Here is a 19,247-nt window from a genome sequence, read left to right as displayed (position 1 = left end):
CGGAGGCAGGCCGGGCCTCAGCCCGGCCTTCCTTTCTGCCCGGCCTTCCTCGTCAGGCCGCCTGCTTGGCCTGCGGTCCGAACCGGCCGTAGAAGCTTTCGCCCCTTTCGGCCATCTCGCGCAGCAGCGCGGGGGCTGCGAAGCGGTCGCCGTATTTCCCGGCAAGGCGCTCCGTCACCTCGACCGCGCGCGCGGCGCCGAGGATGTCGAGCCAGCCGAACGGGCCGCCCGACCACGGCGCGAAGCCCCAGCCCAGGATCGCGCCGACATCGCCTTCGCGGATGTCGGTCAGCACGCCCTGTTCCAGCGCCCGCACGGCTTCCAGCGCCTGCACGAACATCAGCCGCTGCTGCACCTCGGTCAGGTCGGGCTGGCCCTCTGCCCGCGGGAACTGCGCATCCAGCCCTTCCCACAGGTCCTGCCGCTTGCCGGCCTCGTCATAGGCGTAGAAGCCCGACTTCGACTTCCTGCCCATCCGGCCCTGGTCTGCCATCCAGAACAGCACGTCGTCCACCTCGGTGTCGACGTACTCGCCGCCCAGCGCCGCCTTCGTCGCCTTGGCGATCTTGACGCCGAGGTCGATCGACGTCTCGTCGATCAGCTGCAGCGGCCCGAGCGGCATCCCCATCATCTTGGCCGCGTTCTCGATCAGGGTGGGGTTCACGCCCTCGCCGACCATCCGCACGCCCTCGTTGATGTAGGGGATGATGCAGCGGTTGGCGTAGAAGAAGCGGGCGTCGTTGACGACGATCGGGGTCTTGCGGATCTGGCGCACGAAGTCGAGCGCCTTGGCCACCGCGACGTCGCCTGTCTGCGCGCCGCGGATGATTTCGACCAGCAGCATCTTGTCCACCGGGCTGAAGAAGTGGATGCCGATGAACTGGCCCGGGCGCGAGGACGCCTTCGCCAGCTCGCCGATGGGCAGGGTCGAGGTGTTGGTCGCGAAGATCGCGTCCGCCGGGATCACGGCCTCGGCCTTCTTCGTGACCTCCGCCTTGACGCCCACGTCCTCGAACACGGCTTCGACGATCAGGTCGCACCCTTCCAGCGCGGCGTAGTCGGTCGTCGCATTGATGCGGCCGAGAACCTGGGCCCTCTTCTCCTCCGTCACCTTCTTGCGCGAGATGCCCTTGTCGAGCAGCCCTTCCGAATACGCCTTGCCGCGGTCGGCGGCGTCCTGAACGGCGTCGATCAGCACGACGTCGATGCCTGCGTTCGCGCTGACATAGGCGATCCCCGCGCCCATCATGCCCGCGCCGAGGATCCCGACCTTGCGCACCGTCTGGTCGGGCACGTCGGGACGGTTCGCGCCCTTCTCGAGCGCGCCCTTGTTGATGAACAGGCTGCGGATCATGTTGCCCGAGGACGGGTTCATCAGGACGTTGGTGAACCAGCGCGCCTCGATCTTCAGCGCGGTGTCGAACGGCACCAGCGAGCCTTCGTAGACCGCGCTCAGAAGCGCGCGGGCGGCCGGATAGACGCCCAGCGTCTTGCCGTGGACCATGGCGGCGGCGCCGAGGAAGGTCGTGAAACCCGCCGGGTGGTAGGGGGTGCCGCCGGGCATCTTGTAGCCCTTCGCATCCCACGGCTTCACGAGGTCGGCGTCGGACGCGCCCAGCACCCACGCCTTCGCGGCGGCGACCGGATCGTCCACCACCTCGTCGATCAGCCCTGCCGACTTGGCGGCCGCGGGATCGCTCAGCTTGCCTTCCAGGAGGATCGGGGCCGCGGCGAGGACGCCGAGCTTGCGGACCAGGCGCGTCGTGCCGCCCGCGCCGGGGAAGATGCCGACGTTGATCTCGGGCAGGCCGATCTTGGCCCTTGGGTTCGGGGCGGCGAAGATGCGGTGCGTGGCCAGCGGCAGTTCAAGCCCGATCCCCAGCGCGGTGCCGGGCAGGGCGGCGGCGACGGGCTTGCCGCCCTTCAGCGTTTTGGGGTCCATCCCCGCGCGCTCGATCTTGCGCAGAAGCGCGTGCAGGCCCATGACGCCGTCGAAGACGCCCTGCGCGCCGCCGGCGTCCTTCATGCCGGCGATGGCGTTCAGGTCCATTCCGCCGGCGAAATCGTCCTTGCCGCTTGTGATGACGATGCCCTTCACGGTTTCGTCCGCCAGCGCGTCGTCGATCAGGCGGTCGAGTTCGCCCGCGCCGTCGAAGGACAGCACGTTCATCGACTTGCCGGGCACGTCCCAGGTGATGACGGCGACGCCGTCGTCGCCCTTCTGCATGGTGAAGTCGGTCATTCGGTCTCTCCCTTCGGCGCGAGGTTCCGGGGTCCGGCCCGGTCGCGTCCGTCATGATGGGTCAGGCGGGGCGTGCCGCCTGTCGGGTGCATCTGCAGGTCCGCTTTCGCGCGGACCCCGGCCGTGCAGGGGTCGGGATCGCCCGACCCCGCTCGCGGCGGCGCCGCCTGGATGGCGAGCTTCGGCATCACACCCTTTCGATGATGGTGCCCGCGCCCATGCCGGACGCGACGCAGAGCGTGGCGTAGCCCACTTCCTTGTCCTGCCGCTCCATTTCGTCCAGGAGCGTGCCGATCAGGATCGCGCCGGTCGCCCCCAGCGGGTGGCCCATCGCCATCGCGCCGCCGTTCACGTTGACGATGGCCGGGTCCACGTCGAACGCCTGCATGAAGCGCAGCACGACCGAGGCGAAGGCCTCGTTCACCTCGAACAGGTCGATGTCGCCGATGGCCATGCCGCTTTCGCGCAGGATCCGTTCGGTCACCGGCACCGGGCCGGTCAGCATGATCGTCGGATCGGTGCCGATCTTGGCCGTCGCGCGGATGCGGGCGCGGGGCTTCAGGCCCATCCGCTCGCCCCATTCGCGGGTGCCCAGCAGCACCGCCGCGGCCCCGTCCACGATCCCGGACGAATTGCCCGCGTGGTGGATGTGGTTGATGCGGGGCAGGTGCGGGTATTTCAGCATGGCAACCTTGTCGAAGCCCGGCATCACCTCGCCCATCTCCTTGAAGCTCGGCTTCAGCGCGGCGAGGCTCTCCATCGTCGTGTCGGGCCGCATGAATTCGTCGCGGTCGAGGATGACAAGGCCGTTCTGGTCCAGCGCCGGGACGATCGAGCGGGCGAACCGCCCTTCGTCCCACGCGCGCTTGGCGCGGCGCTGCGATTCCACGGCGAGCGCGTCGGCCTGTTCGCGGGTGAAGCCGTACTCGGTCGCGATGATGTCGGCTGAGATGCCCTGCGGCACGAAATAGGTCTTCATCGCCACCGATGGGTCGACCGCGATGGCGAAGCCGTCGCTGCCCATCGCGACGCGCCCCATCATCTCGACCCCGCCGGCAAGGTAGGCCTGCCCCGCACCGCCCTTCAGCTGGTTGGCGGCCATGTTCACGGCCTCGAGCCCGCTGGCGCAGAAGCGGTTGATCGAGACGCCTGGGATCCCCTGGTCCAGATCGGACGCGAGCACGGCGGACCGCGCCAGGCAGCCGCCCTGTTCCATCACCTGCGTGACGTTGCCCCAGATCAGGTCCTCGACCACGTGGCCGTCAAGGCCGTTGCGGGCCTTCATGGCATTCAGCAGCCGCGCCGACAGCGCCATCGAGGTGACTTCGTGCAGGCTGCCGTCGGGGCGGCCCTTGCCGCGCGGGGTGCGGGCTGCGTCAAAGATGTAGGCTTCGGTCATGCGTCCTCTCCTTCACGCCCGGTCGGCAGGGCTGCCGGGCATCAGATCATAGGGGTGTTTCCAGCCGGGCAGGGCCGCGATGCGGTCGAGCCAGGCATCGATATGCGGCCAGTCGGCGCGGTCGAACCCGAAGGGTTCGGGATAGTACAGATAGCCGCAGCAGGCGAAGTCGGCGATCGTGGGGGCGTCGTCGGCCACCCAGTCGCGGGCGGCGAGGCGATCGTCCAGCACCCTGTAGGCGGCTTTCAGCCGCGCCTGCTGGAAGCCGATCACCTCGGCGGGACGCTTTTCGGGCGGCACGAAGTTACCGAGGAAGCGGGTCGATCCCGCCACGCCCGACAGCTTGTGATTGTCCCAGAACAGCCAGCGCAGCACCTCGTCCGGGTCGCTGCCGCCGAACTGCCCGGTGCGCCCGGCGACGTGAAGCTGGATCACCGCCGACTGGCTCAGCACCCGGCTTCCGTCGCGCAGGACCGGCACCTCGCCCATCGGGCTGATCGCGCGGAACTCCGGCGTGCGCGTCCCGCCGTTGAAGAAATCGACGAAAACGGGTTCCCAGCCGAAGCCTGAAAGCTGCATCGTCAGCGCCGCCTTGTAGGCGTTGCCGGATTCGCCGAAGCACCAGAGTTGCGCGGTCATCGTGTCCTCCCATGTCGCAACCCGGGGCTGCGCGCCCCGGACCCGTGGGATATTTCCACAAAGAAGAACGGGGGCGGTAACGCTTCCTCAACCATTCCGCGCAAGGATGGGCGCGCGGGACAGGCTGGGAAGCCGATGGCCGCCAAAGGAGAAAGCCCCGGTTCCGCCACTGATGCCCACGGGCCGCGCGGAACCGGGGCCGCGCCGCTTCTTCTTTGCCCAAGTATCCCCGCCGGAGGCGCCGGAACGCTGTCGCAGGCGTGGCGCCGGGGCCCTGCGGCGGGGACGTGTCCCACCGGTCAGAACCGGTCCGCGGCCAGCGCCATCACCGGCTCGGACCCCGACCGGATCCGCGCGAGGTGCGTGGTCGTCATCGGCAGGTGCCGCGCCATGTAGTACCGGCCCGTGACCAGCTTGTCGCGCAGGAACGCCGCGTCGCCTTCGCCCGCGGACAGCGCGGTCTGCGCCGCGACCGCCATCCGCGACCACATCAGCCCCAGCGCGGTGTGCCCGAACAGGTGCATGAAGTCGTAGCTGCCGGCCAGCGCGTCGTCGGGGTTGGTCATGCCCCGTTCCATGAAGTACGTGGCCGCCGCCTGCAGGTCCTTCGACGCCGCCTTCAGCGGATCGAGGAACTGCGCCTTCAGCGTCTCGTCGCTTTCGTTGTCCTTGATGAACGACCGCACCATCTCGAAGAACGCCATGACGTGCCTGCCGCCGTCCTGGGCGAGCTTGCGGCCGACGAGATCCAGCGCCTGCACCCCGTTCGCGCCTTCGTAGATCATGGTGATGCGGGCGTCGCGGACGAACTGCGACATGCCCCATTCCTCGATGTAGCCGTGGCCGCCATAGACCTGCTGCGCCTGCACCGCGCCGTCGAAGCCCTTGTCGGTCAGGAAGCCCTTGATGACCGGCGTGAGCAACGAGACCAGCCCGTCCGCGTCCTTGTCGCCGTCACGCGCGCGGTCGATCATGTGCGCGGCCCACAGCGCGAGCGCCCGCGCCCCTTCGAGGAACGAGCGCTGGTCCATCAGCATCCGCCGCACGTCGGGGTGGACGATGATCGGGTCGGCGGGGCCGGCCTTGTTCCGGGCGCCGGTGACGGCGCGCCCCTGCAGGCGGTCGCGGGCGTAGTCGACCGCGTTCTGGTAGGCGGCTTCCGCCGCCGCGTAGCCCTGCAGGCCCACGCCCAGCCGCGCCTCGTTCATCATCGTGAACATCGCGCGCATGCCCTTGTGCAGGTCGCCCAGCAGCCAGCCCCTGGCTCCGTCGTAGTTCATCACGCAGGTCGAATTGCCGTGGATCCCCATCTTCTCTTCCAGCTTGCCGACCGAGACCGGCTGGCGGTCGCCGAGCGAGCCGTCCTCGTTCACGAGGAACTTCGGCACGATGAACAGGCTGATGCCCTTGGTCCCCTCGCCGCCGCCCGGGGCCTTGGCCAGCACCAGGTGGATGACGTTGTCCGCCATGTCGTGATCGCCGGCCGAGATGAAGATCTTCTGGCCGGTGATCAGGTAGCTGCCGTCGTCCTGCGGCTCGGCGCGGGTGCGCAGCATGCCGAGATCGGTGCCGCAATGCGGCTCGGTCAGGTTCATGGTGCCGGTCCATTCGCACGACACCATCTTCGGCAGGTAGGTCCGCTTCTGTTCGTCGGTGCCGTGGGCATGGATCGCCGAATAGGCGCCGTGGGTCAGGCCCTGGTACATGTTGAAGGCGAGGTTGGCCGACACGAACATCTCGCCCGTGGCAAGCCCGATGACGTGGGGCATGCCCTGGCCGCCGTAATCCGGGTCGCAGTCGAGCCCGGTCCAGCCGCCCTCGCGGACCTGGTCGAACGCGGCCTTGAAGCCTTCGGGCGTGCGGACCACGCCATTTTCCAGGCTGCAGCCTTGGGCGTCGCCGACCTTGTTCAACGGCTCCAGCACATCGGAGGCGAGCTGGCCGGCGGCGTCCAGGATGGCGGCGGTGAAGTCGCGGTCCAGCTCGTCATGGCCGGGAAGGCCGGACTGCGACAGCTTCAGCACGTCGTGCAGCAGGAACTGCATGTCCTGAACGGGGGCAGTGTAGCGGGTCAAGGCGTTCTCCTCCTCCATGGGCGGGGCCGGGTCGCCGGCGGATCGTCTGCCGGCGTCTCGCAACGCCCCCGCACGTTCCGATCCTGCACGCGACTATAGGTGTCCGTTCCGCCGCGCCCATCGCGGACGTCGCGTCACCCACGGGCACGGGCTGCCGTGCCGTCGCGTCAGGGTCGCGGGCGCGGCCCGCCGTCGGGTCCGGTCAGACGGGGGCAGAGCCCGGCGCCTGCGCGTCGATGTCGGTCAGGATCCGGGCCGCTTCCTCGCGCAGGTTGCGAAGGTCGGCCATCGCGGCCTCAAGCTCGTCGCGCTGCCTGGCCAGCAGGCCGAGCTGCCGGTCGGCCTGCTCGATCCAGACCGTGTACTGCTCGCGCGTGCCCTTCTGCTGGTAGATCAGCAGCCACTGTCGGATGTCTTCAAGCGAGAATCCGAAGCGCCGCCCGCGCATGATGAGCTTCATCCGCGCGATCTCGCGCGGGCCGTAGAAGCGGGACCGCCCCTCGCGCCTTGGGCTGAGAAGTTCGATGTACTCGTAATAGCGCAGGGTGCGCGGAGTGACGTCGAAGCGCGCGCACATCTCCTTGAAGCTGATGAAGGTTTCGTCAGGCATGCGCGCTCCACCCATTCGCCCGGCAGGATAGTGTGGCGCCGGTGAAAGCTCAACCGCGCGTGTTGCCGGGACGCCCGGGCCGGGATGGGTAGGCCGGGACGCCTGGGGGTGGCGCTTGTGTCGGCGGCGCGGGCGGCGCTAAGTCGGGGGCGGCACACAAGGGGAAGGGCGCGGCGGATGCGGCAGAACGACGAGCGGATGCGGATCGCGCAGGAATTCTTCAGGGGCTTGCCGCATCTCAACGCGCTCGGCGGCCGCCTGACGGGCTTCGGCGACGCCCGGGCCGAGATCGAGATGGACTGGCGGGCCGAGCTGGTGGGCGATCCGCGTACCGGCGTCCTCCACGGCGGCGTGGTGTCGGCGCTGATGGACACCTGCGGCGGCGCGGCCGTCATGGCGCATCCGGACAACCCAAGCGGCACGGCGACGATCTCGCTGCGCATCGACTACATGCGGGCGGCGACGCCGGGGCAGAAGCTCAGGGCGCGGGCCGAGTGCTTTCACATGACCCGCAAGGTGGCGTTCGTGCGGGCGCTGGCGCTCGACGACGAGGAGGACCGCCCCGTTGCGACCGCGACCGGGTCCTTCACGGTGGAGCGCTGAGATGGCCGACCGCAACGAACCGCTGGACCGCGTCAAGTCGCGCCGCGACGCGGGCATCGCCGCCATCGTCGCCGCCATCCCCTATATCTCCTGGCTGGGAATCCGCTTCGACCGGCGCGGGGACGAGCTGACCGCCGTGATGCCGTTTTCCGAAAAGCTGATCGGCAATCCGATGCTGCCCGCGATCCACGGCGGGGTGACGGCCGCATTCCTGGAAATCGCGGCCACGGTGGAACTGACCTGGGCCACGCTGTGGGACGACCTGGAATCGGGCCGGATGGTGCCCGACGCGGCGGTGCCGCTCGCGACCCCGCGGCTGGCCAAGACGATCGACTTCTCGGTGGATTACCTGCGGTCCGGCCTGCCGCGCGACAGCTATGCCCGCGCCCGCGTGGTGCGGCTGGGGCGGCGCTATTCCAGCGTGCAGGTCGAGGCGTGGCAGGACAACCGCGACCGGCCCTTCGCGCAGGCGAACGGTCATTTCCTGATGCCGCAGGGCGGCTGAGCGGTGTCCGGCGCGGCCGCCGAGGGCGTGGGGGGCGGGGCGATCACGCATCGCCGCGTCCTCGCCATCGCGCTGCCCATCGTCCTGTCGAACGCGACCATCCCGCTTCTGGGCATGGTGGACACCGGGGTCGTGGGCCAGCTCGGCCGCGCCGAGCCGATCGGCGCGGTGGGGATCGGGGCGGTGATCCTGACGACGCTCTACTGGGTCTTCGGTTTCCTGCGGATGGGGACGTCCGGCCTTGTCGCGCAGGCGCGGGGCGCGGGCGACGCGGCCGCGTCGGGTGCGCACCTGCTGCGGGCGCTCGCGATCGGGGTGGCCGCCGGCGTGGCGCTGATCATCCTGCAGGGGCCGCTGGTCGCCGCCGCCTTCCGCCTGTCGCCCGCCTCGGCCGAGGTCGAGGCGCTCGCCCGCCAGTACCTCGCCATCCGCATCTGGGGCGCGCCCGCGACGATCGCGATGTACGCGCTGACCGGCTGGCTGATCGCGGTCGAACGGACGCGCGGGATCCTTGCCGTGCAGATGCTGGTGAACGCGGTCAACATCCTTCTGGACCTGTGGTTCGTGCTCGGTCTCGGCCTGGGCGTTCCGGGGGTTGCGTGGGCGACGCTCGCGGCCGAGTGGTCGGGCGCGGCCCTGGCGCTTTGGTTCGCGCGGGCCGCGATCCGCGGCGGGCTGCGCGCGGGCGGGCTGTGGGCGCGCCACCATGTCGTGCGGCTGCTGCGCGTCAACGGCGACATCATGATCAGGTCGGTGCTGCTGCAGGCGGCGTTCACGAGCTTCATGTTCCTGGGCGCGGGGCAGGGCGACCTGCCGCTTGCCGCCAACCAGGTGCTGCTGCAGTTCGTGAGCATCACCGCCTTCGCGCTGGACGGGGTCGCCTTCGCGGCCGAGGCGCTGGTGGGGCAGGCGGTCGGCGCGAAACGGCCGGGCATGGTCCGCCGCGCCTCGGTCTTGTCGAGCCAGTGGGCGGCGGCGGGCGCGGTTCTGCTGTCGCTGGCCTTCGCCGTGGGCGGCGGGGCGCTGATCGACCTGCTCACGACCTCGCCCGAGGTGCGCGAGGTCGCGCGCATCTACCTGCCGTGGATGATCCTGATGCCCGTCGTCGGCGTCGCAGGCTGGATGCTGGACGGCATCTTCATCGGCGCGACGCTGACGCGGCAGATGCGGAACGCGATGGTGCTGTCGGTCGCGATCTTCTTCGCGGCGGTCATCGTCCTGACGCCGCCCTTCGCGAACCACGGGTTGTGGATGTCGCTGCTGCTGCTGAACCTGGCCCGCGCGGTCGCGATGTGGCGGCTGTATCCGCAGGCCGAGGCCGCGGCGCGTTGAGGCGCCGGAGCCTCCGGCGGGGATACTTGCGGACAGAAGATCGGCCGCGCCGTGGGACGCGGCCGTCGTGCCGAACGGGTCGTGCCGGACGGGTCGTGCCGGCTGGGCGAGGCTCAGGCCTCGTCGATGATCTGGCGGCGGGCTTGGGCGCGCATCTCCGCCATCTTGTCGCGGATCGTCGCGGCGTCGGCCTTGCCGGCCAGGTCGGTCGAGAGCTTGCGGAACACGTCCTCCTCGCCCGGCTCCTCGAAGTCCGAGGTCACGATCGTCAGCGCGTAGGTGCGCGCGTCGTCGCCGGTCTTGCCCAGGAGCCCGGCCGCCCATTCCCCGAGAAGCCGGTTGCGCCGCGCCTCGGCGCGGAAGCGCAGGTCGGCATCGTGGGCGAATTTCGTCTCGTACGCGTGCTCGCGGTCGTCGAAGGTGGTCATCTGCGGCCTCCATCAAGGGTCGCGCATGGTATGGCCAGCCGCGGCCGCGCCTGCAACCCCGCCGTTTCGGCAGCTTTCCTGCCGGGCATTGCCCCAGAAGGCCCTTCTGGCCTATGACCCGCATGAAAAGGGGGATCCCGCCATGGCACCACGCCGCAAGAAGATCTACGAAGGCAAGGCCAAGATCCTGTACGAAGGGACCGAGCCCGGCACCCTGATCCAGTACTTCAAGGACGACGCCACCGCGTTCAACGCCCAGAAGAAGGCGGTGATCGAAGGGAAGGGCGTGCTGAACAACCGCCTGAGCGAGTTCTTCATGCAGGGGCTCACCAACATCGGCGTCCCCAACCACTTCATCCGCCGCATCAACATGCGCGAGCAGCTGATCCGCCAGGTCGAGATCATCCCGCTGGAAGTGATCGTGCGGAACTTCGCCGCCGGCTCGATCGCCAAGCGCCTCGGGCTGGACGAGGGCACGCCGCTGCCGCGCCCGATCGTCGAATACAGCTACAAGAACGACGAGCTGGGCGACCCGATGGTCAGCGAGGAATACATCATCGCCTTCGGCTGGGCCAGCCAGCAGGACATGGACGACATCGTGAGCCTTGCGCTGCGCGTGAACGACTTCCTGTCGGGCGTGTTCTACGGCGTGGGCATCAAGCTGGTGGACTTCAAGATCGAGATCGGGCGGATCTGGGACGGCGACTTCATGCGCCTGATCGTCGCCGACGAGATCAGCCCCGACAGCTGCCGCCTGTGGGACGTCAAGACCGAGCAGAAGCTCGACAAGGACGTGTTCCGCCGCGATCTGGGCAGCCTGACGGACGCCTATACCGAGGTCGCGCGGCGCCTGGGCGTCATGCCCGCCGCGCCGACGCCGAAGCCCACGCTCATCAACTGAAGGGACCGCCGATGAAAGCCCGCGTCACCATCATGCCCAAGGCCGGCGTCCTCGACCCGCAGGGCGAGGCGATCCGCCACGCGCTGGGAAGCCTCGGCTTCCAGGGCGTGGACGGCGTGCGGCAGGGCAAGGTGATCGAGCTCGACCTTGCCGCGACCGACCGCGCCGCGGCCGAGGCGGAGGTCGCGCGGATGTGCGAGCGGCTGCTGGCCAACACCGTCATCGAAAGCTGGCGGGTCGAGCTGGCTTGACCGACCCGCGCGCCCATTTCCAGACGGGCGCGGCGGGGTACGCTGCCTTCCGGCCGACCTATCCGGCGGAGCTTGCCTCGGCGCTGGCGGCGCTGGCGCCCGACCGGGCGCTGGCCGTGGACGTGGGCTGCGGCAGCGGGCAGCTGACGCAGGCTCTGGCCGGGCATTTCGATGCCGTCGTCGGCGTCGATGCGAGCGCGGCGCAGCTGGCCGAGGCGGCGCCCGATCCGCGTATTGGCTACGTCGTTGGCAGCAGCGACGCGCTGCCGGTCCCGGATGGATCGGCGGCGCTGGTCGCGGCCGCGCAGGCGGCGCACTGGTTCGACCTGCCGCGCTTTTACGACGAGGTCCGGCGCGTTGCGCGGCCGGGCGGGGTCGTGGCGCTGGTGAGCTACGGCCCGATCGAGGTGTCCGGGCCGCTGGCGGATCGCTTCCGCCGCTTCTACCGGGACGAGCTGCACCGCTTCTGGCCGCCCGAGCGGGCGCATGTCGAAAGCGGCTACCGCGAGCTGCCGTTTCCGTTCCCCGGCCTGCCGATGCCGCAGTTGTCGATCGACGTGGCATGGTCGCCGGAGCGGCTGCTGGGCTACGTCCGCAGCTGGTCGGCGGCGAAGGCGGCGCTTGCCGCCGGGCAGGGCGGGGTGATCGAGGCGTTCGAGGCGGATGCAAGGGCGCTGCCGCCCGACAGCGTGATCGCGGCGCGGTTCCCGCTCGCGCTGCGCGTGGGCCGGGTCGGATGACCGGGGCGCCGCTGCGGCGCTGGGACGGGGCTGCGTGGGCCAAGGGCGACGCCCGCGCGATCCCCGAGGAAGCGGCGGTCGCGGTCGTCGTCGACGGCGCGAGCCAGGCGGTCCTGATGGCGACTCCGCACGATCTTCAGGACTTCGCGACCGGGTTCGCGCTGACCGAGGGGCTGATCGCCTCGCCCGCCGACATCACCGGGTTCGAGCAGGTGGCGGTCGCCCCAGTCGCGGACCTCGCCCTGCCTGCAATCGAGGCGCGGCTGTGGCTGCGGCCGGGGCTCGCCGCCGGGCTGGCCGAGCGGCGGCGGGCGATGGTGGGGCCGGTGGGCTGCGGGCTCTGCGGCGTCGACAGCATCGCGGCGGCGCTGCCGGCGGTCGTCCCGGTCGCCTCGGCCGCGCGGTTCACGCCGGGCGACGTGGCGGCGGCGATGGAGGCCCTGTCCGCGGGCCAGGTCCGCTGGCGCGCGACGCCCTCGATCCACGCGGCCTGCCTGTGGACGGCGGGCGGGGCGCTGGTGCGCGAGGACGTGGGGCGGCACAACGCGCTCGACAAGCTCGCGGGGGCGGCGGCGCTGGCCGCCCACGACCCCGCGGGCGGGATCGTCGCCATGACCTCGCGCATCTCGGTCGATCTCGTCCAGAAGGCCGCGCGGATGGGGGCGCCTGTGCTGGCGGGGGCGGGGGTGCCGACGCGGCTCGCCGTCGCCTGGGCCGAGGCGGCGGGGATCACGCTCCTGGGCCGGGCGCGGGACGGGGCGTTCGACCTTTACACCCATCCGGCCCGGATCGAACCCTGAAGGCACCCGCGCCGTTTGTCCCTGCCCCCTGACCGGCGGGCATGATAGGACCGCGCCATGAACCAGTTGCCCACCCGCCAGCAGATCCTCGACTGGATCGCCGAGAACCCCGACGCCGCCGCCAAGCGCGACATCGCCAAGGCCTTCAACATCAAGGGGGCCGCGCGGATCGAGCTGAAGCGCATGCTGAAGGAGCTGGAAAGCGAGGGCCTGCTCGGCCGCCGCCGCGGCAGCACCCGCGATGCCGAGAAGCTGCCGCCGGTTACGGTGCTGCAGATCATGGCGCCGGACCGGGATGGCGACGTGTTCGCGGCGCCGGTCGAATGGCAGGGCCGCGGTCCCGCGCCGCGGATCCTGTTCGCGCCCCGCGAGGGTGAGCCGGCGCCGGGCGCGGGCGAGCGCATCCTTGCCCGGCTGGTCGAGACCGGGGGCGAGGACCACCAGTACCAGGCCCGGCTGATCCGCCGGATCGGGACGGCGGCGCACAAGATCGTCGGCATCTTCCGCAAGGAAGCCGAGGGCGGGCGCATCCTGCCCATCGACAAGGGGCAGGACCGGACCTGGCGCGTGCGCGGGGACGCGACGCAGGGCGCGCAGGACGGCGAACTGGTCGAGGCCGAGCAGGCGAGCCCCCGCGACCGCATGGGCTCGCCCTGGGCGCGGATCACCGACCGCCTGGGCGACCCGTCCGCGCCGCGCGCGGTCAGCCTGATCGCGATCCACCAGCACGGCATCCCCGACGACTTCCCCGACGAGGTCATCGCCGAGGCGGACGCGGCACGGCCCGCGACCATGGCGGGGCGCGAGGACCTGCGCCCGCTGCCGCTGGTCACGATCGACCCGGCGGACGCGCGCGACCACGACGACGCGGTCGCGGCGATGCCCGACGACGATCCCCGGAACGAAGGCGGGATGGTGATCTGGGTCGCCATCGCCGATGTCGCGCACTACGTCCGCCCCGGCAGCCCGCTTGACCGCGAGGCGCGGCACCGGGGAAACTCGACCTACTTCCCCGACCGCGTGGTGCCGATGCTGCCCGACGTGCTGTCGGGCGACCTGTGCAGCCTTCACGAGGGGGTGGACCGCCCGGTGATCGCCGTGCGGATGCGGCTGGATGCCAGCGGCGAGAAGATCGCCCACGACTTCCATCGCGGCATGATGCGCAGCGCGGCCTCGCTGTCCTACGAGCAGGCGCAGGCAGCGGCCGACGGCAACCCGGACGCGGCTGCCATGCCCCTGATGGACGACGTGATCCGTCCGCTTTTCGCCGCCTACGAGCTTCTGAAGAAGGCGCGCGCCCGCCGCCAGCCGCTGGACCTCGACCTGCCCGAGCGCAAGATCGTCCTGACCGAGGACGGGCGGGTGCAATCGGTCAACTTCCGCGACCGCTTCGACGCCCACCGGCTGATCGAGGAGTTCATGATCCTCGCCAACGTCGCCGCCGCAGAGGAGCTGACGCGCATGCGCCGTCCGCTGCTGTTCCGCGTCCACGAGGAGCCGAGCCCCGAAAAGCTGGACAGCCTGCGCGAGGTCGCCGAGGCGTCGGGCTTTTCGCTGGCAAGGGGCCAGGTGCTGCAGACGAGCCAGCTGAACCGCCTGCTGGCGCAGGCCGAGGGGACGGACTTCGACGAGCTGATCAACATCTCGACGCTGAGGTCGATGACGCAGGCCTACTATCACCCGGCGAACTTCGGCCATTTCGGGCTGGCGCTGAAAAGCTATGCGCATTTCACCTCGCCCATCCGCCGCTATTCGGACCTGATCGTGCACCGGGCGCTGATCTCGGGCCACGACTGGGCCGCGGGCAGGACGGGCGACGGGCTGTCGCCGGCGGACATCGAGATGCTGGAACAGACGGCCGAGCATATCAGCGAGACCGAGCGCCGCAGCATGGCGGCGGAACGCGACACGACCGACCGCTATCTCGCGGCGTTCCTGTCGGAACGGATCGGGGCGGAGTTCACGGGCCGGATCAGCGGCATTCAGCGCTTCGGCGCCTTCGTGAAGCTGGACGAGACCGGGGCCGACGGGCTCGTGCCGATCCGCGAGATCGGGAACGAATATTTTCACTTCGACCGCGACGCGCAGACGCTGGTCGGGTCGGAAACGGGCATGCGGCTGGGCGTGGGCCAGCGCGTCACCGTGCGGCTGGCCGAGGCGATCCCGCTGACCGGCGGGCTGACGCTGGAACTGGTGGAAATCGACGGCAAGGGCGTCGTTGCGGCTGCGAAAGGCGCGCGCGGCAGAACCCCGCGCCGCAAGCCCGCACGTGCCGCGAAGGAAGGCGAGGCCCGCGCCCGCAAGCTTCGCCGGCTTCGTCGATGAGGACGTCGGGGTAGCAAGGCGCCCCGCAGACGCGGCCGATCAGGACTGCGGGCTGCGGCGTCGGCGTTGCGGATCGACGTCCGGTGCCCCGGCGCGGCGAACGACCCGGCGAACGCCATCCCGACCTTCGCAGCGCGAACCCCTACACGCGGCGGGCTGCCCAACGAACACGCGCGAGGAAACGGGGAAATGTCGGTGCAGTCGGGGCCGCGGCCCTGCGCGCGGGCAAGGCCGCGCCGGACGGGTCCGCGGCGCCGGGCGGCCGCGGACCCTTCTGCGATGCGGTCAGTAGTTCCCCGGCGGGTCGCTGGCGGGGAACGATTCGTCGATCTCCTCGTCGAGCTTGGTCCAGCGCCGGGGCGGATCGCGCATCAGCTCCGGCCCGGCAGGGCGGACGTAATCGTGGTTCCCGGGCGCCTTGCCCTCTTCGTCATTCCCGGCGGCGCGGCGTGCGCCGGTGCGGTCGCACAGGACGGACCACGCGAGCCACGCCGTTCCGGCGAGCGCGACGAAGGGCAGAAGCGACGAGCCGCGGTCGTGCCTGCGGCGGTGGTGCGATGGCATCTTGGCATCATCCTTTGAAAAGCCCGGCGACGCGGGCGGTTGCTCGTCACTCCAACGCCGGCCGGCACAGCCGGGTTGCCCGTGGCGCCGTGCAAGATAGGATGCGGCGATGCAGCAGTCCCTTCAGATCAGCAGCCCGGCCGCCGCGGCAGCGCGCCCCGAGCTTTCCACCGATCAGGCCGATGCCTGGGACGCGCTGGCCGAGGCGCTGGCGCAGGCGGGCGTGGATCTGGTGGCCGAGGAGCTTGCGCCGCCGCAGCCGGGGCGCGCCCGCGTCATGGCGGTGCTGGGCAAGGCGGGATCGGGCAAGACGCTGCTCTTGGCGGAAATGACGCGGGCGCTGGTCGCGGCGGGCGTCCACGTGGTCAGCGGCGACTACGAGAGCAAGCGCCGCAAGGACGCGCGCACGGTCGCGATCCTCGCCCCCACGAACAAGGCCGCGTTCGTGCTGCGGACCCGCGGCGTTCCGGCGACGACGATCCACCGCATCCTCTACACGCCGGTCTACGACCCGGAATACGAAAGGCTGGCCGAATGGCTCGCCGGAAACGGCGAGCGCCCGGTGATCGAGGGCCTGACCGACGCCGCACTGGACCGCGCGCTTTCGTTCTACCAGAGCCACGGGTCGATCCCCGGCGCGCTCGCGGCGGCGGGGCTGCGCGGGTCGGACTTCATCCAGGGCTGGAAGCGGCGCGAGGACGCGCTTGACGTCGGCCTGATCGACGAGGCGTCGATGCTGGACCAGCGCCAGTTCGACGACCTGCGCGAGATCTTTCCGCTGCTGGTCCTGTTCGGCGACCCGGCGCAGCTCGCCCCCGTGGGGCAGTCCGGCGACATGGTGTTCGACCGGCTCGCCGCGCCGCAAAAGCTGATGCTGAGCCGCATTCACCGCCAGGCCGAGGGCAACCCGATCCTCGACCTCGCCCACGCGCTGGCCGATCCGGGCGTGGATTTCCCGTCCTTCGAGCGGCTGGTCCGGGACGCCGCCGCGCGCGATCCGCGGGTGGTCTGGGCCGAGCGGGTCGAAAGCGACCTGATGGCGCGTAGCCCGGTGCTCGTCTGGCGCAACGCGACGCGGGTGCGTCTCATCAGTGCGTTCCGGGCCGCGCACGGGGCGCCGGGCGACGCGCTGCTGCCGGGCGAGCCGCTGGTCTGCGACGGGATCGAGCTGCCGCTGAAGCACCGCAAGAAGCGCATCGACCTCGAGGCGCGGGGCCTCATCAAGGGGGCGCAGGTGGTCTACCTAGGGCCGGGCAAGAAGCCGGGCTTCGCGCGGCTGCACGTGATCGGCGCGATGGAGCCGCGGATCTCGGCCGCGTCGATCATCAAGATCGAGACGCCCGAGGTGGACGAGCCGTTCATTCCGTCGGCCGCGCACATGGGGGCGACGTTCCTTCACGGCGCGGCGGTCACGATCCACAAGGCGCAGGGGTCGCAATGGCCCGACGTGCAGGTCTTCGCCCCCGACATCAGCGCGGCGGCCTGGATGAACCGCTCCGAGGCGGGGCTGCCGCTGTGGAAACGCCTGGCCTACGTCGCGATCACGCGGGCGCAGGACCGGCTTCTGTGGGTGACGAAGGCGCGGCTCGCGCGGCCGCAGGCGGGGCTGGGAACCGATGACCTTGCGGTCGAGGCGGCGCCGCTGACGCTTGAAGCGCAGGCGGACGAGCCGGCCGCCTGATCACATGAAGCCCAGTTCCAGCCGGGCCTCGTCGGACATCATGTCCATGCCCCATTGCGGCTGGAAGGTCATCTCAACGTCCACCTGCCGCACGCCCGGCAGCGGCTCGACCGCATCGGCGACCCAGCCCGGCATCTCGCCCGCGACGGGGCAGCCGGGGGCGGTCAGGGTCATGACGATGCGGACCGCATTCTCCGCGTCGATCTGGATCGTGTAGATCAGCCCGAGATCGTAGATGTTCACCGGGATCTCGGGGTCGTAGACGGTCCGGCACGCCTCGACCACGCTGTCGTAAAGCGGATGGTCGATCGTCGAGGGCGCGATCAGGGGCTCGCCCTCGGCCGGGCCGAGGGCGGCGGCGGTCTGCGCGGTGGGGGTGGGGTGGTCCATGATGCCGGCCTGCCTGTCGAAGTTGACAGAAGATATAGGGCTTCCCCCGCCTCAGGAAAAGCCTGCCTGCGGACGATCCCCCGCGACGATCCTGCCCGCCGCCGATCCTGGCCGACGACGATCCTGGCCGCCGCCGATCCTTGGCTGCCGAAGATGCCCGTCCGCCGCCGATGCCCGCCTGCCGCAGATGCCCGCCCGCACCTGATGCCTGCGGGATCCCGCGGACGTCAGCCCTTCTTGCGGCGGGCCGGGGCGGGGCGAACGCGGTTCTCGATCTCCTCGTAGACGAGGCCGGCGATGTTGCGCCCGGTGGCGCCCTCGATCCCCTCGAAGCCCGGCGAGGAGTTCACCTCGAGGATCTTCGGCCCGTTCGCCGACCGCAGCATGTCGACGCCCGCGAGCCCCAGCCGGAACGCCCGCGCCGCCCGGGTCGCGATGTCGCGTTCGGCCGGTTTCAGCTTGATCGCCTCGGCCGAGCCGCCCAGATGCAGGTTCGACCGGAACTCGCCCGCGCGGGCGGTGCGGCGCATGGCGGCCACGACCTTGCCGCCGATGACCAGCGCGCGCACGTCCTCGCCGGCCGCTTCCTTCACGAACTCCTGCACCAGGAACTCGGCCTTGAGGCCACGGAACGCGGTGATGACGGACGCGGCCGCCTTGCCCGTCTCGGCCAGCACCACGCCCTTGCCCTGGGTCGATTCCAGCAGCTTCAGGACCAGGGGCGCGCCGCCGCCGAGCTCGATCAGGTCCTCGGTGTCGCGCGGTGACGAGGCGACTGCGGTGGTGGGCATCGGCAGGCGGTGGCGGGCGAGAAGCTGGTGCGCGTGCAGCTTGTCGCGGCTTGCCATGATGCCGTCGGCGGGGTTCAGGACGAAGGTCCCCATCGCCTCGAACTGGCGCAGGATCGCGGTGCCGTAGCTGGTGACGCTGACGCCGATGCGCGGGATCACCGCGTCGAACCGCGCCAGCCGCTTGCCGTCGTAGAACACCGCGGGCTCGGCCGTGGTGATCGCCATGTAGAGCCGCGTCGTGTCCAGCACCTCGACCACGTGGCCGCGCGCCTCGCCTTCCTCGACGATGCGGCGGGTGGAATAGGCCCCTTCCTCGCGCGACAGGACCGCGATCCTGAGGCTGCGGCGGGGCGCGTCGGTGCGGACGATGGCGCTGGAGTAGATCTCGTAGCCGAGCGCCGGCTGCAGGAAGCTGTCGAGCGGCGACACGATCATGTCGGGCGTGAGCGCCTGGCGCCCGATGAGCATCCGGTAGGCCATCTGCCCGCGGTCCGTCAGCGTCATCTCGACCGGCCAGCGGCGGTCGCCGATGGCGATGTCCGACCGGATCACCAAGCGGTATTCCATGTCGCCGTTGGACGAGATCACCTCGCGCCGGTCCACGATCCGGGCCGAACAGGGGATCACCACGTCGTCGCGCCCGGGGACGGGATGGATCGCGAAGCGGACGCGGGGGGCGTTCGCCGGGCCGAACGGCTCGATGTCGAAGGCGTGGAGAGCCGAGGTGCGGGCGCCGGTGTCGACTTTCGCCTTGAGCGCGGGCAGGCCCAGGTCGGGCAGGGCGACCCATTCTTCCCAGCCGAGGCGAAAGGTCATCTTCGGTCTTCCGTTCAGCGTCAGGGCCGGGTTGGGGCCGGATCGGGGTGTCGGGGCGACCGCGTCCGGGCAGGATCAGGACAGGGTTCCTGCGCCGTCTGCCACGGGCGCGTGTCGGACCCGTGACAGCGTGCGGCCGACGCCGCGCGCCCCCT

General features: G+C 70.7%; 19 protein-coding genes. 9 read left to right on the top strand and 10 right to left on the bottom strand.

Going from position 1 to position 19,247, the window contains the following annotated elements; translation table 11 throughout:
* Nucleotides 1-52 precede the first annotated feature (52 nt).
* The 6 genes from ELI80_RS08455 to ELI80_RS08430 form a co-directional block, all read right to left on the bottom strand.
* Nucleotides 53-2,242 (bottom strand): 3-hydroxyacyl-CoA dehydrogenase NAD-binding domain-containing protein, encoded by a 2,190-nt coding sequence (locus ELI80_RS08455; RefSeq protein WP_136650654.1) that lies wholly within the window; start codon nt 2,240-2,242, stop codon nt 53-55.
* Nucleotides 2,239-2,430: a hypothetical protein gene (locus tag ELI80_RS08450; RefSeq protein ID WP_136650653.1), complete on the bottom strand. Its 192-nt coding sequence runs from the start codon at nt 2,428-2,430 to the stop codon at nt 2,239-2,241. The genes ELI80_RS08455 and ELI80_RS08450 overlap by 4 nt, the downstream gene beginning before the upstream one ends.
* On the bottom strand, nt 2,430-3,641 hold the full coding sequence (locus ELI80_RS08445; protein WP_136650652.1) for an acetyl-CoA C-acetyltransferase: 1,212 nt from the start codon (nt 3,639-3,641) through the stop codon (nt 2,430-2,432). Before ELI80_RS08445 ends, ELI80_RS08450 begins: the two co-directional genes overlap by 1 nt.
* Nucleotides 3,642-3,653: 12 nt before the next feature.
* Entirely contained in the window at nt 3,654-4,280 is a 627-nt protein-coding gene (locus tag ELI80_RS08440; protein WP_136650651.1) for a glutathione S-transferase family protein, read from the bottom strand.
* A 299-nt stretch (nt 4,281-4,579) separates the two neighbouring features.
* Nucleotides 4,580-6,355 (bottom strand): acyl-CoA dehydrogenase C-terminal domain-containing protein, encoded by a 1,776-nt coding sequence (locus tag ELI80_RS08435; RefSeq protein WP_136650650.1) that lies wholly within the window; start codon nt 6,353-6,355, stop codon nt 4,580-4,582.
* A gap of 202 nt (nt 6,356-6,557) precedes the next feature.
* The gene (locus tag ELI80_RS08430) at nt 6,558-6,965 is read right to left on the bottom strand and encodes a MerR family transcriptional regulator (protein ID WP_136650649.1); all 408 of its coding nucleotides are present in this window, start codon (nt 6,963-6,965) and stop codon (nt 6,558-6,560) included.
* Nucleotides 6,966-7,142: 177 nt separating this feature from the next.
* Between ELI80_RS08430 and ELI80_RS08425 the strand changes: the two genes are divergently transcribed.
* The 3 genes from ELI80_RS08425 to ELI80_RS08415 are packed head-to-tail and all read left to right on the top strand — an operon-like array spanning nt 7,143 to nt 9,405.
* On the top strand, nt 7,143-7,568 hold the full coding sequence (locus tag ELI80_RS08425; RefSeq protein ID WP_136650648.1) for a PaaI family thioesterase: 426 nt from the start codon (nt 7,143-7,145) through the stop codon (nt 7,566-7,568).
* A 1-nt stretch (nt 7,569) separates the two neighbouring features.
* A complete protein-coding gene (locus ELI80_RS08420; protein WP_136650647.1) occupies nt 7,570-8,073 on the top strand; it encodes a PaaI family thioesterase in 504 nt (167 codons plus the stop codon).
* Nucleotides 8,074-8,076: 3 nt separating this feature from the next.
* Nucleotides 8,077-9,405, top strand: coding sequence for an MATE family efflux transporter (locus tag ELI80_RS08415; protein ID WP_236641387.1), 1,329 nt, complete (start codon nt 8,077-8,079; stop codon nt 9,403-9,405).
* A gap of 113 nt (nt 9,406-9,518) precedes the next feature.
* Here ELI80_RS08415 and ELI80_RS08410 read toward each other — a convergent pair whose 3' ends face one another.
* Nucleotides 9,519-9,833, bottom strand: a complete 315-nt coding sequence (locus ELI80_RS08410) for a DUF1476 domain-containing protein (RefSeq protein WP_136650646.1) — start codon at nt 9,831-9,833, stop codon at nt 9,519-9,521.
* 142 nt (nt 9,834-9,975) lie between these two features.
* Here ELI80_RS08410 and purC point away from each other — a divergent pair, with 142 nt between their 5' ends.
* From purC to rnr, 5 genes are read left to right on the top strand one after another with little or no spacing between them, the layout of a single operon-like run.
* Nucleotides 9,976-10,734, top strand: a complete 759-nt coding sequence (purC, locus tag ELI80_RS08405; RefSeq protein ID WP_136650645.1) for a phosphoribosylaminoimidazolesuccinocarboxamide synthase — start codon at nt 9,976-9,978, stop codon at nt 10,732-10,734.
* An 11-nt stretch (nt 10,735-10,745) separates the two neighbouring features.
* Complete coding sequence (gene purS / locus ELI80_RS08400) at nt 10,746-10,985, top strand: phosphoribosylformylglycinamidine synthase subunit PurS (protein WP_136650644.1); 240 nt, start codon at nt 10,746-10,748, stop codon at nt 10,983-10,985.
* Entirely contained in the window at nt 10,982-11,725 is a 744-nt protein-coding gene (locus tag ELI80_RS08395; RefSeq protein ID WP_136650643.1) for a class I SAM-dependent methyltransferase, read from the top strand. Before purS ends, ELI80_RS08395 begins: the two co-directional genes overlap by 4 nt.
* Nucleotides 11,722-12,525, top strand: a complete 804-nt coding sequence (gene fdhD / locus ELI80_RS08390; protein WP_136650642.1) for a formate dehydrogenase accessory sulfurtransferase FdhD — start codon at nt 11,722-11,724, stop codon at nt 12,523-12,525. Before ELI80_RS08395 ends, fdhD begins: the two co-directional genes overlap by 4 nt.
* Nucleotides 12,526-12,582: 57 nt before the next feature.
* Nucleotides 12,583-14,850, top strand: coding sequence for a ribonuclease R (rnr, locus tag ELI80_RS08385; protein ID WP_136650641.1), 2,268 nt, complete (start codon nt 12,583-12,585; stop codon nt 14,848-14,850).
* Between the two features lie 285 nt (nt 14,851-15,135).
* Here the strand turns inward: rnr and ELI80_RS08380 are convergent, their stop codons facing one another.
* On the bottom strand, nt 15,136-15,414 hold the full coding sequence (locus tag ELI80_RS08380; RefSeq protein WP_136650640.1) for a hypothetical protein: 279 nt from the start codon (nt 15,412-15,414) through the stop codon (nt 15,136-15,138).
* Between the two features lie 109 nt (nt 15,415-15,523).
* Between ELI80_RS08380 and ELI80_RS08375 the strand changes: the two genes are divergently transcribed.
* Nucleotides 15,524-17,095: an ATP-dependent DNA helicase gene (locus ELI80_RS08375; RefSeq protein ID WP_136650639.1), complete on the top strand. Its 1,572-nt coding sequence runs from the start codon at nt 15,524-15,526 to the stop codon at nt 17,093-17,095.
* Here the strand turns inward: ELI80_RS08375 and ELI80_RS08370 are convergent, their stop codons facing one another.
* Nucleotides 17,096-17,485, bottom strand: coding sequence for an SUF system Fe-S cluster assembly protein (locus ELI80_RS08370; protein ID WP_136650638.1), 390 nt, complete (start codon nt 17,483-17,485; stop codon nt 17,096-17,098). It abuts the gene before it with no gap.
* A gap of 227 nt (nt 17,486-17,712) precedes the next feature.
* On the bottom strand, nt 17,713-19,092 hold the full coding sequence (gene rimK, locus ELI80_RS08365) for a 30S ribosomal protein S6--L-glutamate ligase (protein ID WP_136650637.1): 1,380 nt from the start codon (nt 19,090-19,092) through the stop codon (nt 17,713-17,715).
* Nucleotides 19,093-19,247: the final 155 nt, after the last annotated feature.

Origin of the sequence: Paracoccus aeridis, from assembly GCF_004923205.2 — a bacterium.
In the GTDB taxonomy this organism is placed as follows: Bacteria; Pseudomonadota; Alphaproteobacteria; order Rhodobacterales; family Rhodobacteraceae; genus Paracoccus; species Paracoccus aeridis.
This window is presented reverse-complemented; position numbering and strand designations above follow the sequence as displayed.